Below are 17,206 nucleotides of genomic sequence, written 5' to 3' on the forward strand. Positions count from 1 at the left end.
ACCGGTCGTCGGACGCAAGATTTGAGTAAAGGAAGCAGGGAAACCAGATGGCGGAACTGACAATTCGCCCGGAAGAGATCCGGGACGCTCTCGGGAAGTTCGTTGATTCGTACAACCCGGAGAGCTCGGAAAAGACCGAGGTCGGCAAGGTCGTCACCGCTGGTGACGGTATCGCTCACGTTTCGGGCCTGCCCGGCACCATGGCCAACGAACTCCTGCGGTTCGAAGACGGCACGCTGGGCCTGGCACAGAACCTCGACGAACGCGAGATCGGCGTCGTCATCCTCGGTGAGTTCTCCGGAATCGCCGAAGAGCAGAACGTGTACCGCACCGGCGAGGTCCTCTCGATTCCTGTCGGCGACGGCTACCTCGGCCGTGTCGTCGATCCGTTGGGCCGTCCCGTCGACGGACTCGGCGACATCGAGACCGTCGGCCGCCGCGAGCTCGAGCTCCAGGCCGCCGGAGTTATGGACCGCCAGGAAGTGCGTGAGCCGCTCCAGACCGGCTACAAGAGCATCGACGCGATGATCCCCGTCGGCCGTGGTCAGCGTCAGCTGGTCATCGGTGACCGCAAGACCGGTAAGACCGCTCTGGCGATCGACACGATCATCAACCAGAAGGCCAACTGGGAGACCGGAGACCCGAAGAAGCAGGTCCGCTGCATCTACGTGGCCGTCGGCCAGAAGGGCTCGACCATCGCCGGCGTTCGCCGTTCGTTGGAAGAGGCCGGTGCGCTCGAGTACACGACCATCGTGTCCTCGCCCGCCTCGGACCCCGCAGGCTACAAGTACCTGGCTCCCTACTCCGGTTCCGCTATCGGTCAGCACTGGATGTACGACGGCAAGCACGTCCTCATCGTGTTCGATGACCTGTCGAAGCAGGCTGAGGCCTACCGCGCCGTATCCCTGCTTCTGCGTCGTCCGCCGGGCCGTGAAGCCTACCCCGGCGACGTCTTCTACCTGCACTCGCGTCTGCTGGAACGCTGTGCCAAGCTCTCCGATGAGCTCGGCGGCGGTTCGATGACCGGTCTGCCGATCATCGAGACGAAGGCCAACGACGTCGGTGCGTTCATTCCGACCAACGTCATCTCGATCACCGACGGCCAGATCTTCCTGCAGTCCGATCTGTTCAACGCCGGTCAGCGTCCTGCTGTCGACGTCGGTGTGTCCGTGTCTCGAGTCGGTGGTGCGGCTCAGACGAAGGCTCTCAAGGGAGTCTCGGGCACTCTGAAGATCTCGCTGGCCCAGTACCGTTCGCTCGAAGCCTTCGCGATGTTCGCATCCGACCTCGACGACGCGACCAAGCGCGATCTGGCCCGGGGCGCGCGTCTGACCGAACTGCTCAAGCAGGGTCAGTACGCCCCGATGCCGTTCGAGAAGCAGACGGTGTCGATCTTCGCCGGAACCAACGGCTACCTCGATGAGATCCCGGTCGACGACGTGCTCCGCTACGAGTCCGAACTGCACGATCACATCGAGCGCAAGACCGGTATCTTCACGACCATCCGTGAGACGCTGAAGCTCGACGACGACACGACCGAAGAGCTGAAGAGCGTCCTGGCCGAGTTCACCAAGAACTTCGCCAGCTCGGACCAGAGCGGTTCGAAGGCCGGCAGCGAAGACACCGCAGCCGCGTCCTCCGACGAGGTCGAGCAGGAGCAGATCGTTCGGCAGAAGCGTTGAACCTGTTCCGTAACGGCGAAAGGAAGAACTGATGGGAGCCCAGCAGAGGGTCTTCAAACAGAAGATCCGCTCGACTCAGTCCTTGAGGAAGATCTTCAAGGCGATGGAGCTCATCGCTGCTTCGCGGATTCAGAAGGCCATTGCCCGCTCGCAGGCCGCAAGCCCGTACGCGAACGCCCTGACCCGGGCCGTGTCGGCAGTGGCCAGCGAGTCGAACGTCGACCACGTTCTCACCACGGAGTCGGACAACGTCAAGCACGCTGCCGTCCTCGTGATCGGACCCGACCGCGGATTCGCCGGTGCCTATTCGGCGAACCTGCTGCGCGAAGCCGAGGAACTCATTCGGCTGCTGCGCAACGAGGGCAAGAGCGTCGACCTGTTCACGATCGGCAGCAAGGCCAAGAACTACTACACCTTCCGCGATCGCAAGATCGAGAAGTCCTGGACAGGCATCTCCGAGAATCCGCTGGCCGAACACGCACGCGAGATCGGCGAGGCGCTGTTGGAGAACTTCGACCCGGAGTCGGCTGACTCAGGGATCGACGAGATCTACATCGTCTTCACCCGTTTCGTCTCCAGCGTCACGCATGACCCGGAATACCGGCGACTGCTTCCGCTGGAGGTCGTCGACGCCGAAGAGGCATCGACCGGCGGACAGGCTGGGGAATCGTCCGACGCACCCGCGTTTCCGCTCTATGAGTTCGAACCGAGTGCGGAGGCTGTGCTCGACGCACTGTTGCCGCGATACATCGATTCGCGCATTCTGTCGGCGCTGCTCAGCGCAGCAGCATCCGAGCAGGCCTCGCGACAGGCGGCGATGAAGACAGCCACGGACAACGCGGATGATCTCATCAAGACCTACACCCGGTTGGCCAATACGGCTCGCCAGGCGGAAATCACCCAGGAACTCACCGAGATCGTCGGTGGGGCGGATGCCCTCGCGGCATCGGCAGCCGGCGACTGACCGGCGAGAGCAGAGAGAAAGAGACCATGACTGCCACAGCAACGGAAACCTCTCCGGCACAGGGCACTGCCCTCGGCCGGATTTCCCGAGTCATCGGCCCGGTTGTCGACATCGAGTTCCCGCTCGACTCCGTGCCCGAGATCTACAACGCACTGACCGCGTCGGTGGAACTGTCCGAAGGAACCCGGAAGCTGACCTTCGAGGTCGCGCTTCACCTGGGCAACGGACTTGTCCGCGCAGTGTCGCTGCAGCCGACCGACGGACTTGTCCGGGGACAGGAAGTCGTCGACAGCGGCGCACCGATCTCCGTTCCCGTCGGAGACGTGACCAAGCACCACGTGTGGAACACCACCGGTGACTGCCTCAACCTCGCCGACGGCGAGGAGCTGGAGATCTCCGAGCGGTGGCCCATCCACCGTCCGGCTCCGGCCTTCGACGAGCTCGAGTCCAAGACCGAGATCCTCGAAGTCGGCATCAAGAGCATCGACCTCCTGACCCCCTATGTCCAGGGTGGCAAGATCGGTCTGTTCGGCGGCGCCGGTGTCGGCAAGACCGTGCTCATCCAGGAGATGATCTTCCGTATCGCTCACAACCACTCGGGCACCTCGGTGTTCGCCGGTGTGGGCGAGCGTACCCGTGAGGGCAACGACCTCATCATGGAAATGGATGAGGCAGGAGTCTTCAAGGACACCGCGCTGGTGTTCGGCCAGATGGACGAGCCGCCAGGCACCCGTCTGCGTGTGGCGCTGTCGGCGCTGACCATGGCGGAGTACTTCCGCGATGTGCAGAACCAGGACGTGCTGCTGTTCATCGACAACATCTTCCGCTTCACCCAGGCCGGTTCCGAGGTCTCGACCCTGCTGGGTCGCATGCCCTCGGCCGTGGGCTACCAGCCCAACCTGGCTGACGAGATGGGTCTGCTGCAGGAGCGCATCACCTCGACGCGTGGTCACTCGATCACGTCGATGCAGGCGATCTACGTTCCCGCTGATGACTACACCGACCCGGCGCCTGCGACGACATTCGCCCACCTTGACGCGACCACGGAGCTCAGCCGTGACATCGCTTCGCGCGGTCTGTACCCGGCGATCGACCCGCTCGCATCGTCTTCGCGCATCCTCGATCCTCTGATCGTCGGTGACGAGCACTACCGCGTGGCCAACGAGGTCAAGGCGATTCTGCAGAAGAACAAGGAGCTGCAGGACATCATCGCCATCCTCGGTGTCGATGAACTCGGCGAAGAGGACAAGCTCGTCGTTCACCGTGCACGTCGCATCGAGCAGTTCCTGTCGCAGAACACCTACACCGCTGAGAAGTTCACTCAGGTTCCCGGTTCGACCGTGCCGCTGGCCGACACGATCGAAGGCTTCTCGAAGATCTGCTCGGGCGAAGTCGATCACATCCCGGAGCAGGCATTCTTCAACGTCGGTGGCCTTGACGATGTCATGCGCAACTACGAAGAGATGCAGAAGTAAGCCATGGCGACACTCGAAGTGAATGTCGTGGCTGCTGATCGCGAGGTATGGGTCGGTGAGGCCAAGCGCGTCATCGCCCGTACCCTCGACGGCGAGATCGGCATCCTGCCGGGCCACGAGCCCGTGCTGGGTGTCGTCGCCGACGGCGAAGCACGGATTCTCACCCCGGGAGAGGACACCATCAGGGTCAAAGCCGATGGCGGATTCCTCTCCGTGGAGAACAACCGTGTGATCATTGCCGCTGATCAGGCCGAACTTCTCTGATCCGCAGGTTACACTGGCAACCGTGAACCCTTCTGTCCTGCTGATCGTTCTGCTCTCGTTGGTAGGACTCGCGCTTGCTCTGATCGTGGTCGTCACGATCCGACGCAGGTCGATCTCGAAGCTCTCGGGTGCCTTTGACTGTTCCATCAACGTGGGCGAGGAGTATTCTTCTCGCCCACGTTGGCGTCTGGGCGTGGCCGTGTTCTCGGTCACCTCCCTGGACTGGTACCCGGTCTTCGCACTGACCCGGCGCGCCGCGTTCCGATTGCCGCGCGCGGATCTCGACATCCTCGTCCGACGCAAACCCACCTCAGGAGAGCAGTACTCTGTTCTGCCCGAAGCGGTCGTCGTCGACTGCTCGTACGGCAAGGCGGACGGTCGTCCGCGTTCCGTGTCTCTGGCAATGGACACCGAATCCCTGTCCACGATGGCTTCGTGGCTCGAATCATCACCTCCTGGCTTCAATCCGACGATGGGACGTTTCACTTAATGGATGTCTTCCGCTTGACCGGGCCCGCACAGCTGGCGGGAACCATCGACGTCAGAGGCGCCAAGAACAGCGTCCTCAAACTCATGGCGGCGAGTCTCCTCGCCGTGGGGCGCACGACCATCACCAACGTCCCGGCCATCCTCGACGTGCGGATCATGGTCGAACTGCTCGTCCGCCTCGGCTGCGAGGTCGACTATGACGCCGAAGACGGCGTCGTGAGCATCGACGTCCCCGCCGAAGTCGGCATCCAAGCCGACTACGAACTCGTCCGCGCAATGCGGGCCTCGATCTCCGTCCTCGGCCCACTGACCGCACGGATGCGTGCCGCACATGTGGCTCTTCCCGGTGGTGACGCCATCGGATCCCGGGGACTCGACATGCATCAGGCCGGTCTCGAGGCCCTGGGCGCTGTCGTCCACCTCGACCACGGCTATTTCGTCGCAGAGGCTCCGACGGGTCTGCGCGGTACCGAGATCGTCCTCGAATTCCCCTCCGTCGGAGCCACCGAGAACCTCGTCATGGCGGCAACTCTCGCCCATGGCACCACGACCATCGCCAACGCCGCGCGCGAACCCGAGATCGTCGACATCTGCACGATGCTCGTCGAGATGGGGGCGCAGATCGAGGGGATCGGCACCTCTGACCTCACCATCACCGGTGTCGAATCGCTGCAGCCGGTCACCCACCGCACCGTCGGCGACCGCATCGTCGCCGGAACCTTCGCCTTCGGCGCCGCATTGAGCGGGGGCGATGTGACCGTACGCGGAGTCGGACTCGACATCATGCCCAATATCGGTATGAAGCTTCGGGATTCGGGCGCCACGGTGGAAGACCTCGGTGAGATCATCCTCGGTGACGGAACGCGGGGCAAGGGATTCCGCGTCATCGGCGCTCCGCGTCCTCATGCCATCCGGGTGGCCACCATGCCGTTCCCGGGATTCCCGACGGATCTGCAGCCGTTCGTCATCGCATTGAACTCAGTGTCCGACGGAATCGGTCTGCTGTCTGAGAATCTGTTCGAAGCGCGCTGGCGCTTCGTGCAGGAGATCGCCCGCCTCGGCGCGAAGGTCCGCATCGACGGCAACCACGCACTCGTCACCGGCAGCGAGAGTCTTTCCGGTGCCGAAGTCGAAGCTTCCGATATCCGCGCGGGAGCGGGCCTGGTCATGGCCGCCCTCCGGGCCGGGGGAGTGACCGAGGTATCGGGAATCGATCACATCGAACGCGGCTACGAGAACTTCGTCGACAATCTTCGCGCCCTCGGTGTCGACATCGAACGCGTCGAGAAGCGCGACGTCCTCAGCTTCGACTAGAACTCACTCGACGAACTCCGCGGATCTTGGCTGTCAGGAGATGCCTCGTTCGTGCAAGTCCTCGGTTTTCGGTAGTCGTCGTACTCATTCAAGCGGGCCCCCGTCTGTCCGAGGTTCGCTCTCTCGTTCAAGGTCGCCCTCGTTTGTCGATCGGTAGACGGCGCGGAATTCGCGCTTCGCCTTGAACGGCGACTGCGGCCGACCGCCGTTCGAGGGCCAGCGTGGTGGTTCCGCGGACCTGCACGTCGGCCGATCCTCATGACGATGCGGTCTGTGTGGAGGAGACGAGAGTTGTCCACAGCCCGACTTCTCATCCTGGTTCTCCCGCGTCTCGTCACGCATGCTTGAAGGCATGTATATATGTCTGTCGACTGCCGCACTGCTCGAGGCCGGGTGGGACTGTCATCGGATCAGCGCTGCCGAACGCTGCTGTCTGCGACGATTGGAACGAGGGCGATATGTTGTCACCGCAGAATGTTCTGATCCGGCGCACAGTTTCGTCAGTGCGATAGCCGCGGCTCCCACAACCACACTGCCGATAGAGTCGACGGGCCTGCGCAAACGCGTGGAGGATCTGAGAATCCTCGTCCGGTCGTACGTCGATCGCCTGCCTCCGGACGCAGTATTCTCTCACCGCAGCGCACTGATCGTTCACGGCCTTCCAATTCCCTACGTCGAGCGGGACGACGTCTTCGCCGAATCGGTGAGTCCGCGCAGCGGAGTTCGTCTGGCGAAGATGCTTGTGCGGCGACGCGTCTCAGATCGTGCAGGGAACGAGTTCGTCGATGAGATCCCGGTGACGACGGTCCTGCAGACGCTGCTCGACATTGCTCGGGACTGTCCGCTCGCATTCTCTGTCGCGGCGCCCGATGCAGCTGTGCGCAGCTCAGTCGTGACCGTCGAACAGATGCGTTCCTACAGTGAAGCGCATCCTGTTCGCACAGGCACACGGAAGATCGTCAAGGTATTCGAGAGTGTCGATTCACGCCGCGAGAGCGTCGCTGAGTCGATCTGCGCGGTGCGGTTCGTCGAGCATTCGATTCCGGAGTTCGAGCCGCAGGTCGACATTCGCGATGGAAACGGCAAGCACTTGGGCCGTACCGATTTCGCCAATAGACGGGCGAAGGTCATCGCAGAGTTCGATGGTGCAGGAAAATACCACCTCGACGGAGCGGATCCGCAAGTGACTTTCGAGCGTGAACGGCGCCGCGAGTATGCGCTGCGCAACGAGGGTTGGTTGGTCTTCCGGGTCCGGTGGAGCGATCTCTTCTCCGCCGACCTCTTCCTGCGTATCGGAGAGTCAGTGCGACGACGACTGATCATGGACGACAGCCGCCGTGAAACATGATCCTGACGCTCGATCAAGGCGGACAGCGTAATTCGTTCCGGAGACAGGGCGATAAGCGCAGTCCGCCTTGATCGACGGTGTGGGCCCGCGCTGAGGAGCTACGGACGTTGCACGAAGGGAGCGACACGGCTCGGCTTGATCGGCGCGGCTGAAGTGAGTGGCCGGCTTTCCCGCGGGTTGATCGGCGACGCTGGAGTTGGTGGCCGGCCATCCCGCAGGTTGACCGTGGGCTGCTCCGCCGGCTGATCGTGGGTGATCAGAAGAGGCGCGTCTCGGGGTCGTCCATTCCGCGGAGAGCATCGTAGTCGAGAACGACGCAGCGGATGCCGCGGTCCTCAGCGAGAGTACGTGCCTGCGGTTTGATCTCCTGAGCAGCGAAGACTCCGTTGACTGGGCTCAGCAGTGGATCGCGATTCATCAGCTCGAGATAGCGGGTCAGCTGTTCGACACCGTCGATATCGCCGCGGCGCTTGATCTCCACCGCCACAGACTTCTGTCCGTCGTCACGAGCCAAGATGTCCACCGGACCGATCGCGGTCATGTACTCGCGGCGCACCAGACTGTAGCCCTCGCCGAGGGTCTCGATATGCTCGGCGAGCAGTTCCTGCAGATGCGCTTCGACCCCGTCCTTGACCAGCCCGGGATCGACCCCGAACTCATAGGAGTCGTCAGCGAGGACCTCGGCGATGGAGATGACGAGACGGTCACCGGTCTTCGTCTGCGAAACCTCCCACAGCTCCGTCAGACCGGCCTCTGCCTGCTCGGCGTCGGGCTCGATATGCCGAACCGTACACGGGGGAGTCATCCAGTTCAGCGGCTTATAGGAACCGCCGTCGGAATGGATGAGTACCGAGCCGTCAGACTTGAGCATGATGAGGCGGGTGGCCATCGGAAGGTGGGCGGTCAGACGACCGGCATAATCAACGGAGCATTGGGCAATGACTAGACGCACGCGCTTCAGCCTACGTGAGACAATGACTCAATGCCACGATCTTCATCCTCGCGTCGCAAGAACAAATGGCAACAGGCTCCCCGCGATCTGTCCGACTCTGTGGCAGGCATGAGGACAAGCCGTTCACTGCCGGACGGAAACTGGTCCGTGCAGACCGTGAAGGGAAACGAATCCGGCAAGGTCTATGTCTGCCCCGGCTGCGGTCGCGACGTCAGCGCCGCCTCGAGTCATGTCGTTGCGTGGCGTCAGGATGCTCCCCACGGAATCGAGATCGGGGTCGAGAGCAGACGGCACTGGCACCAGCACTGCTTCGACCGCTTCCGGTGAGGGCAGGGTGAGAACAGAAGATCTCTGGGCTGTCGGAAACAGGGCCGGAGTCGACTGAGACCTCAGTCAGCCAACGTGCCTCATAGTGACGAAGGGACCCGCGTCAGCGGGTCCCTTCTCATAGTCGATTCGGCCCGTCTCAGTTCGATTCGTCTGGACGCAGTCGGTCTCGACTCAAACGATCTCAGCGCAGCGAGTTGCGCGAGCGCGAGGTCTTCGAGTTGTCCTTCGAGCCGGAGACCTGAGCGTTGATCGAGATCGTGTCCTCGTCGGTGGCGCCGTTGGGCAGATCTTCGCCTGCCGTGTCCTTCTCATCAGCGGCAGAGTCAGCGTTCGACTCCGCAGCGTTCTTCGAAGCAGGAGTCGACTTCGAGCTTTCGGCCGACTCGTCGGAAGCCTTCGCAGGGCCGTTGCCCTTGGCTCCGGCACCATCGTTCTTCGCAGGACCGGTCGACTTCGAACCCCCGCCCGAGGCGGATCCGGACTTCGAGGTTTCGGCGTCGTTCGATGCTGCGTCATCGGTCGACTTCGCGGAGTCGTCGGCCTTGGGCGCATCCGACGAGTCATCGTCGGCCAGCAGGTCCTCGAGCTCCTGACCGTCGGCGATCTGCTCGGTGGCGTGAGACGCCGATTCGGCCTTCGCCGGATCCACTGAGTCGCCGCCCATGACCCCGGGCATAGCGAACAGCGAACGGAGCTGGTCGAGCTGAGCAGTGATCGTCTTGCGCTGCTTCGTGAGCAGATCGACCTGCGACTGTGCGGAGGCCACATTGCGCTTGGCCTCTGCCGCTGATTCCTCGATGGTCGCCTCGGCGGTGGCGCGAGCTTCAGCGATGAGCGTCTGTGCGCGGGACTTTCCATCGGCAATGATCTCGTCGGCCTTCTTCACTGCGTCGGTGCGAGTCTGCTCCGCACGCTCGGCAGCTTCCTTGGCCTCGGTGTCGGCCTTCGCTGCGCGTGCCTGAGCCTCTTCGACGAGCTTCTTGTTCTCGACCTGAGCCTCTTCGTAGCGCTTCTTGCGTTCGGTCTCGGCTTCCTTGCGCTTGTTCGCGAGCTCGACGTCGAAGTCGTTTCCGGCCTTCTTCGATGCCTCGTCGCGTGCCTTCGCGGACTTGAGTAGCTCATCGGCCTGCGCCTGAGCAGCCGCCACTGTCTCTTCTGCCTCGGTCTTGGCCTCGGCACGCAGATCCGCAGCTTCCTTCTCAGCGGTCGCCCGCAGTTCGGAGAGCTCGAGATCGAGACTCTCACGAGCCTCCTTGGCGGAAGCGGCATTCGCTTCCTTGGCCTGGTTGGTCTCGCGTTCGGTGGTTGCGCTGAGCTCGGCTGCGCGTTTCTCAGCAGCTTTGATCGTCTCTTCGGCGCGCAACTCGGCCGAGGAAGTGATCGCATCGGCTTCCGAACGCGCATTGGACAGTGTGTCGTTGCTCTCGGTGTGCATCCGAGCGCGAGCGGATGCCGCCTCGGCGCGGGCCTTGTTCCGAATCGTCTCGGCATCGGAATTGGCCTGAGCCAGGGTCTCGCGGGCCTGCGACTCGGCGATCTTGAGAAGATGGTCGATGCGGCTTCCGGGAGGCCCTGCCGCCTCTGCATTGTCGTTGGCAGCCTTCTTCAGCTGTGCTTTGGCTTCGGAGAGCTCACCTGCGATCTGCAGCTTCGCCCGATCTGCATTGATGACCTGGCTTCGCGCATCGGCCAGGGCCTTGCGGACCGACTCGACCTCGGTGCGCAGCTGCTGCAGTCGCGAATCGACTTCACTCTTCTCGTAGCCGCGCATCGCTGTGCGGAATTCTTCGGTGGGCGTCACTGAAGCGAACTCCTGTCATCTTGGAAAGGGGGTGTTCTTAGGCTGTCCTCGTCCTACTCTAACGGAGACTCCATGAGTGTTGGGTGCGAATGCGAGAGTGTGGACGAGGGCTTGATCCATGGCCGCGCGGACCCCGTGATGCAGGCCACATGGGCCTCGACTAGGCTGGTGGATGTCGAAATGCATACGTGCTGCGGACACGCGTCCGCAGCGCGGATATCCGAGGAGGAAATATGGCTGATGCAGTGATCGTCGCCGGAGCGCGCACACCGTTCGGGCGACTGCAGGGAGAGCTGTCGAAACTCAGTGCCGTCGAGCTCGGCGCCGAAGCCATCGCCGGGGCACTCGATCGTGCCGGCATTCAGGGCTCCGACGTCGACTACGTGATCATGGGCCAGGTTCTGCAGGCCGGAAACAGTCAGGGCCCCGGTCGACAGGCGGCAGTCAAAGCCGGCATTCCGATGTCCGTTCCGGCTGTGTCGGTCAACAAGCTGTGCCTGTCGGGAATCAACACGATCACCCAAGCGGCTCAGCTGATCCGAGCCGGCGAGTACGACGTCGTCGTGGCGGGCGGGCAGGAATCGATGAGCCAGGCCCCGCACATGCTGATGAAATCGCGTTCGGGGTACAAGTACGGTGATGTCGTCGCCAAGGACCATATGGACTACGACGGACTCTGGGACGCATTCACCGATCAGGCTATGGGCGGACTGACCGAAGAGGCCAATGCCGGTGACCGCGAGTTCTCGCGCGCTGAGCAGGATGAGTTCTCCGCTCGTTCGCACCAGCGCGCGGCGGCGGCACAGAAGGCCGGTGCCTTCAAGAATGAGATCGTGCCAGTGACCATCAGCTCGCGCAAGGGCGATGTCACCATCTCCGCAGACGAGGGTGTGCGTCCTGACACGACGGCCGAGTCCCTGTCCAAGCTGCGGCCGTCTTTCCGGAAGGACGGAACGATCACCGCCGGCAACGCTTCGCAGATCTCCGACGGAGCCTGCGCTGTCGTCGTCATGTCGCGTGAGAAGGCCGAAGAGCTCGGCGCTCCGATCCTCGCCGAGATCCGTTCGCATGCCTGGACCGCCGGACCGGACTCGACTCTCCAGCACCAGCCCTCACAGGCGATCAAGGTCGCTGCCGAGCGTGAAGGCGTCGCAGCCGACTCCTTCGACCTCTATGAGATCAACGAAGCCTTCGCCGCCGTCGGCCTGGCCAGCGCCAAGGACCTCGGCATCGACGAGGACAAGGTCAACGTCAACGGCGGCGCCGTCGCACTTGGCCACCCGATCGGTGCCTCGGGAGCCCGGGTCGTCCTCACCCTTGCCCTCGAACTCCAGCGCCGAGGCGGCGGCACGGGTATCGCCGCACTCTGCGGAGGCGGCGGGCAGGGTGACTCGCTCATCGTGACAGTGCCCGCTCAGGCCTGAGCCGAGTCGTTCGACCTCAATTCAGCCAGATGAACCGGTGGGGAGCCGATCGGCTCCCCACCGGACCGGACAGAAGGGACCATCAACATGCTCGCAGCTTTCTCAGTCGCTCCCAGTGGGGGAGAAGGGGCCGACGCCTCGGTCCACGATGCCGTGGCAGCGGCTGTCGAGATCGTCCGCAATTCCGGTCTGCCGCACCGGACGGACTCGATGTTCACGACCATCGAAGGGGAATGGGACGAGGTCTTCGCGGTCATCAAAGAGGCCACCGAGGCTGTCGGCCAGTTCGGCACTCGAGTGTCCCTGGTAGTCAAGGCCGATATCCGTCCCGGCTACACCGGCGAGATCGACGGCAAACTCGAGCGTCTGGAGAAGGCGATCGACGCTCGGGGCGAAGGCTGAGTCGAATTCTTCCGAAATTCTCAGTGACGTGAGTCTCATCTGGCGTTAGTCTTTCTCCATCGGATGCATCGATCGAAGGAGATGGACAATGAATGGTGCAAAGCTCTTCTCAGTTGCCACGGCACTGACGCTTGTCGCGTTGCTGGGCTTCATGCTCGCAGGATTCTTCCCGATCATCGTCGACTTCGCCTTTGGGATCGAAGCCGTGGCAGTCATTCTTGCGATGACGGGAGTGGTGGCCGTGTCATTCGTGACGGTGAGGAAGTCGATGGAGAACGCAGCCCGTCACTACTGAGATGTTCCTGCCGAGCTTTCACGGCAGCGCGTCGGCCCCGGTTCGAGGCGACGGACGAGACAGTCCGCACCGACCCGGGGCCGCTTTCTGTTCTCATCCGGGCATCGGTTACGATATTTGAGCCTCCGTAGCTCAGTCGGATAGAGCAACCGCCTTCTAAGCGGTAGGTCGCGGGTTCGAGCCCCGCCGGGGGCGCTTCTCATGCCCGCACCCGTTGAACGGGCGGATCCGTCTGATCCCTGCAGTCGCTGAGCAATTCCGCGCCGATACGGCGTGGCAGTTGGTGCCGAGCTGGGAAAACATAGAGAGTGGAGGCGTGATGACTGAGAGCAAGAGCGCCGTGACGCCGCCGGTCGGCCAAGCGTTGAACGATATCGTCAAGCGAGTTTCGGAGACGCGCTTCACCCTGCGCAGCGAAGACTTCGCCGACGCTCGCACAGCACACTCGACACTGACTGCGGAACTCAACGACTACGTGCTGCCGCGGATCAATCGTTCGCGGACTCCGTTCCTCATCGCCGTGGGCGGGTCGACAGGTGCCGGCAAATCGACACTGGTCAACTCCCTCGTAGGGCGCAATGTCAGTCCTGCCGGCGTGCGTCGACCGACGACGGGCAACCCGGTCGTCATCTTCAACCCCGCCGATGCGAAGTTCTTCGAATCAGAGCATTACCTGCCTGACCTGCCGCGCAGCTCCGATCCTCAGTCGGCCATGCCCGGAGTCGTGCTCATCGCCGATGAGAACATCGAAGCGGGCACGGCTATCCTCGACTGTCCGGACATCGACTCCATCTCGGAGACGAACCGTGCGCTCTCGCGCAGGGTGCTGCTCAGCGCCGACCTGTGGCTCTTCGTGACGACGGCGAACCGGTACGCCGATGCCGCCCCGTGGGCCCTGTTGAAGACGGCCGCTGCGCGAAGCACTTCGGTGGCCATCGTTCTCGATCGGGTTCCGCCCGAAGCCAACCGCGAAGTCAGGCATCACCTGTCGAGTCTTCTCGCCGATGCAGGACTGGCGAACTCACCGATCTTCTCCGTCGCCGAGCTCGAGCTGGAAGACGGTCTGCTGCCTCATGCGGCGATCTACCCTATTCGCTCCTGGATCTCTCAAGTCGGCACGGAGGGCACCTCACTCGAACGCATCCGCAATCGCACGCTGACGGGTGCGATCGCTGCCCTGCCCGCACGGGTGAGGGAGCTCGCCGACTTCGCCGAAACTCAGGAACAGGCCCACATCGCCCTGGTCGGCTCAGTGGAGAAGAGCTTCCGATCGGCTCAATCCGGACTCGCCGAAGTCTTCTCCGACGGACGGGTCCTCCACGGAGAGGTCAATGCCCGCTGGCAGGACTTCGTGGGCACAGGACAGCTCTTCCGCGGACTGGAGCCGACGATGGCTCGAATGCGCGATCGCATCTCCGCCGCAGTGACCGGCAAACATGACGCGGCCACTCCATTGCATGTCGCCATCCTGCGCAGCGCGGCTGTGTCGCTGCGCGAACAGGCCATCGACGTGGTCGATGAAGTCAATGCCGAATGGCGAAACACCGCTGCAGGTGCAGCGCTCATCGAAGATCAACCCGAACTGCGCACGGTGGCCGCGGGGCTCGAGGACTCAGTGAAGTCGGCGGTGGCCACGTGGTCGGATGAAGTCAACGCGCTAGTGCGCGATATCGGTCAGGGCAAGAAGTCCAAGGCCCGGATCCTCTCCTTCGGCGTTGCAGGAGTCTGCGCCGTCGTCGAATACGCGGCCTTCTGGGATCCGCGGAGCGCCAGCGATGGCGGGCAGAGCACCCGACAAGGGGCAGGAGTCGCACTCAATCTTGCGGAGACGATCTTCGGAGCCGACGAGGCGGCCGGTCTCATCGCATCGATCCGACAGCGCTTCCTCGACGCGGCTGTAGGCATCGTGGCGGGCTGCCGTACTCCTTTCGACAACGCACTGAGACTATCCGCGGTACCGGCGCGGCAAGCGGGCGCCCTGCGCGCCTCCGGTGAACGACTTGAGGTGGCATTGTGAACAGTTCCGCACAGACCGAGATCCGGCGTCTCGCCGAAGGCATCCGACACGCCCTGTCGCTGAGTGAGGACAAGCTCGGCGGAGAAGTTCGCACCGATGCTCAGAATCTGCTCGACCGGGCGGAAGACCGCCTGGGCCTGGGTGAGGACTTCACCGTCGTGGCCTTCGCAGGGTCGACGGGCTCCGGCAAGTCCTCACTGTTCAACGCAGTGGCCGGTCTCGAGATCGCCCGTGTCGGTGTGCGCAGGCCGACGACTTCACGACCGACCGCATGCGTCTGGGGCGAGGGCGGAAACGATGTCCTCGACTGGCTGCACGTGCCCGAACGCAGCCGCACCTGGCGCGAGTCCGCGCTCGACGGCGACGATCAGAGACGCCTGCACGGACTGATCCTGCTCGACCTGCCCGACCACGACTCCACGGCAGTCGAACACCGTGTCGAGTCGGATCGTCTGGTGGGACTCGTCGATGTCGTCTTCTGGGTCGTCGACCCACAGAAATACGCCGACTTCTCGCTGCACTCCGAGTACCTGACCAAACTTGCCGAGAACAGTGGGAACATGGTCGTCGTCCTCAACCAGATCGACAAACTCAGCCCGGAGGAGCAGAGGGCCGCAACCGACCATCTGCGCCAGCTGCTCAACGAGGATGGGCTGAGCGAGACGAACGTGCGCATCTCCTCGGCCGTGACCCGAGAGGGCATCCCGGAGATCCGCAGCATCCTCGCCGACACCGTCGACTCGAACGACGCAGCGGCCGAGAGGCTGTTGGCCGATATGCAGGCGATGGCCAATCGGATCCGGAAGGAACTCGGAGAACCGGTCTCCTCGCCGGACGAACTGGCCGGCGCATCCCGACTGGTCGAGACGATGTCGGAAGCCGCCGGTGTCGAAGCCGTGGCACAGACCGTGCACGATGATTACATCCGCCGTTCCTACCGCAAGACCGGGTACCCCATCCTCGCATGGGCCCAGCGCAATGCGCCCGATCCGCTGGGTGCCAAACACGGTCAGGACAGGGACGAGCTCGTCCGCGCATCGGTGCCGGCGACGACGAAGGCACAGAGCTCCCACGTCCGGCTCATGGCCCACGAACTCATCGCAGAATCCGTGTCGACCATGCCGCAGGCATGGCAGAACGAGGCCGCGGAAGCAGAGAAGAAGAGCACCGACGAGCTGTCGGCGAATCTCGACTCGGCCGTCACCGCTGTGGATATCACTCGCCAGAGCCCCGGTTGGTGGTCGCTGGCGCACACCCTGCAGATCATCTTCTTCGTCGCCTCGATCGTCGGTCTCCTCGGCATCATCGTCTCCGCCCTCGTCGCCGCAATCGGTTCGGGTGCCTTGCCGACGTGGTGTTGGATCGTCAGCATCGGGCTGTTTCTGATCGGCTGCATCGGTTCGTTCGTGACCTCTCTGATGGCGAAGTCGGCGCGGGCCAGAGGCGCGAAGGAGGCGGCATCCGAGGTCGACGGCAAGCTGCGAGACGCGGTCGGCCGCGTCGCCCAGAGCTCGTATCTCAACTCGGTGAAGAGCGTCATCGGAGAGCACCGACGGGCATACGAGATGCTCGGCTGAGACGCAGACGCGCATCACCGACTCGAACACACCCCGTGGGCGACTCGGACTGTGAAGCCCTGTGGACGGAGAACCTCTGTCCACAGGGCATTTCATGTTTCTGGACACCCGAGCGAAGGACCGGGCTCACTGGAGATCCATGCGGACGCAGACGACCGTATGGTTTCATCACACCGATTTGGAGACACCGATGTCCGCAATCCCGATCAGCGTCACCGGCACCATCGCCACCGAGCCGAGCGCACGAACGCTGCCGTCCGGGCGAGCCTGCGCCTCGTTCAGGCTGGCCGTCAACCACTGGCGAGTCGACAAGAACACCGGCGAGTTCGTCACAGACGGCACCTCGTGGTTCGGCGTCGACTGCTACGGCGACCTGGCGAGCAATTCCGCGATGTCGCTCAACACCGGCGCCGCGGTGATCGTAACGGGCAGCCTGAGGAATCGAGAATGGGCCACCGAGGAGCGCAGCGGAATCTCGCCGACGGTGGTCGCGGAGCATATCGGCCCCGACCTGAGGTACGGAACCGCCCACTACAAGCGCGCCAAAGCAGCCGACCGCTCACAGTCGACGACCGGAGAGTCGAACTCTGAGCCATCCGGATCGAATGATTCGGTCTGGAACACCTTGGGCACCGCAGAAACGCCGCCGGAGTCCGAATCCGACGGCGACACCGATCATGGCGACATCGTCGATGCCGCGAGCGGCGCCGATGCCGACATCGACACCGGTGCCGAAGATGATCCGATCGCACAGGAGACCGCAAAAGCCGCGGCGCCCTTCTGATCGCGTGAATTCCTTGCAGTCCTGGAGAATCTATGCGCCTCGCGGCCCGTGACATCCGCTAGAGTGAGACTGTCAATCGTCCCCTCTC

General features: G+C 63.3%; 16 protein-coding genes and 1 tRNA gene. 15 read left to right on the plus strand and 2 right to left on the minus strand.

Annotated features, from left to right (window positions below; translation table 11 throughout):
• The first annotated feature begins 47 nt into the window (after positions 1 to 47).
• The 7 genes from atpA (at position 48) to ACVZTU_RS08235 (ending at position 7,536) form a co-directional block, all read left to right on the plus strand.
• Entirely contained in the window at positions 48 to 1,682 is a 1,635-nt protein-coding gene (atpA, locus tag ACVZTU_RS08205) for a F0F1 ATP synthase subunit alpha (RefSeq protein WP_482401699.1), read from the plus strand.
• Between the two features lie 31 nt (positions 1,683 to 1,713).
• A complete protein-coding gene (locus ACVZTU_RS08210; protein ID WP_139466984.1) occupies positions 1,714 to 2,646 on the plus strand; it encodes a F0F1 ATP synthase subunit gamma in 933 nt (310 codons plus the stop codon).
• A gap of 26 nt (positions 2,647 to 2,672) precedes the next feature.
• Positions 2,673 to 4,121, plus strand: a complete 1,449-nt coding sequence (gene atpD, locus ACVZTU_RS08215) for a F0F1 ATP synthase subunit beta (protein ID WP_139466985.1) — start codon at positions 2,673 to 2,675, stop codon at positions 4,119 to 4,121.
• Between the two features lie 3 nt (positions 4,122 to 4,124).
• On the plus strand, positions 4,125 to 4,385 hold the full coding sequence (locus ACVZTU_RS08220; protein ID WP_101545515.1) for a F0F1 ATP synthase subunit epsilon: 261 nt from the start codon (positions 4,125 to 4,127) through the stop codon (positions 4,383 to 4,385).
• Between the two features lie 22 nt (positions 4,386 to 4,407).
• Positions 4,408 to 4,875, plus strand: coding sequence for a DUF2550 domain-containing protein (locus ACVZTU_RS08225; protein WP_025776910.1), 468 nt, complete (start codon positions 4,408 to 4,410; stop codon positions 4,873 to 4,875).
• Positions 4,875 to 6,188, plus strand: coding sequence for a UDP-N-acetylglucosamine 1-carboxyvinyltransferase (gene murA / locus ACVZTU_RS08230; protein ID WP_482401700.1), 1,314 nt, complete (start codon positions 4,875 to 4,877; stop codon positions 6,186 to 6,188). The genes ACVZTU_RS08225 and murA overlap by 1 nt, the downstream gene beginning before the upstream one ends.
• Before the next feature lie 340 nt (positions 6,189 to 6,528).
• Positions 6,529 to 7,536, plus strand: coding sequence for a hypothetical protein (locus tag ACVZTU_RS08235; protein WP_482401701.1), 1,008 nt, complete (start codon positions 6,529 to 6,531; stop codon positions 7,534 to 7,536).
• A 256-nt stretch (positions 7,537 to 7,792) separates the two neighbouring features.
• Here ACVZTU_RS08235 and nucS read toward each other — a convergent pair whose 3' ends face one another.
• Positions 7,793 to 8,488: an endonuclease NucS gene (nucS, locus tag ACVZTU_RS08240; RefSeq protein ID WP_139466990.1), complete on the minus strand. Its 696-nt coding sequence runs from the start codon at positions 8,486 to 8,488 to the stop codon at positions 7,793 to 7,795.
• 30 nt (positions 8,489 to 8,518) lie between these two features.
• On the opposite strand from nucS, the gene ACVZTU_RS08245 reads away from it, so the two are divergent.
• Entirely contained in the window at positions 8,519 to 8,815 is a 297-nt protein-coding gene (locus ACVZTU_RS08245; protein ID WP_482401702.1) for a hypothetical protein, read from the plus strand.
• A gap of 184 nt (positions 8,816 to 8,999) precedes the next feature.
• On the opposite strand, the gene ACVZTU_RS08250 is transcribed toward ACVZTU_RS08245, so the two are convergent.
• Positions 9,000 to 10,619: a cell division protein gene (locus ACVZTU_RS08250; protein ID WP_482401703.1), complete on the minus strand. Its 1,620-nt coding sequence runs from the start codon at positions 10,617 to 10,619 to the stop codon at positions 9,000 to 9,002.
• 233 nt (positions 10,620 to 10,852) lie between these two features.
• On the opposite strand from ACVZTU_RS08250, the gene ACVZTU_RS08255 reads away from it, so the two are divergent.
• The 7 genes from ACVZTU_RS08255 to ACVZTU_RS08285 all read left to right on the plus strand — a co-directional run bounded on the left by ACVZTU_RS08255 (position 10,853) and on the right by ACVZTU_RS08285 (position 17,118).
• Positions 10,853 to 12,043, plus strand: coding sequence for an acetyl-CoA C-acetyltransferase (locus tag ACVZTU_RS08255; RefSeq protein WP_482401704.1), 1,191 nt, complete (start codon positions 10,853 to 10,855; stop codon positions 12,041 to 12,043).
• 87 nt (positions 12,044 to 12,130) lie between these two features.
• Positions 12,131 to 12,445 (plus strand): thiamine-binding protein, encoded by a 315-nt coding sequence (locus tag ACVZTU_RS08260; protein WP_139466993.1) that lies wholly within the window; start codon positions 12,131 to 12,133, stop codon positions 12,443 to 12,445.
• Positions 12,446 to 12,533: 88 nt separating this feature from the next.
• Positions 12,534 to 12,740 carry a hypothetical protein gene (locus ACVZTU_RS08265; RefSeq protein WP_139466994.1) on the plus strand — a complete coding sequence of 69 codons (207 nt, stop codon included), beginning with the start codon at positions 12,534 to 12,536 and terminating at the stop codon, positions 12,738 to 12,740.
• Positions 12,741 to 12,861: 121 nt separating this feature from the next.
• Positions 12,862 to 12,935, plus strand: a tRNA-Arg gene (locus tag ACVZTU_RS08270).
• Positions 12,936 to 13,059: 124 nt separating this feature from the next.
• On the plus strand, positions 13,060 to 14,757 hold the full coding sequence (locus tag ACVZTU_RS08275; protein ID WP_172169214.1) for a dynamin family protein: 1,698 nt from the start codon (positions 13,060 to 13,062) through the stop codon (positions 14,755 to 14,757).
• Entirely contained in the window at positions 14,754 to 16,334 is a 1,581-nt protein-coding gene (locus ACVZTU_RS08280; protein ID WP_482401705.1) for a GTPase, read from the plus strand. Before ACVZTU_RS08275 ends, ACVZTU_RS08280 begins: the two co-directional genes overlap by 4 nt.
• Before the next feature lie 190 nt (positions 16,335 to 16,524).
• Positions 16,525 to 17,118 carry a single-stranded DNA-binding protein gene (locus tag ACVZTU_RS08285; protein WP_180987860.1) on the plus strand — a complete coding sequence of 198 codons (594 nt, stop codon included), beginning with the start codon at positions 16,525 to 16,527 and terminating at the stop codon, positions 17,116 to 17,118.
• The last annotated feature ends 88 nt before the right edge of the window (positions 17,119 to 17,206 follow it).

It is taken from the genome of Brevibacterium sp. OS20, assembly GCF_056837565.1.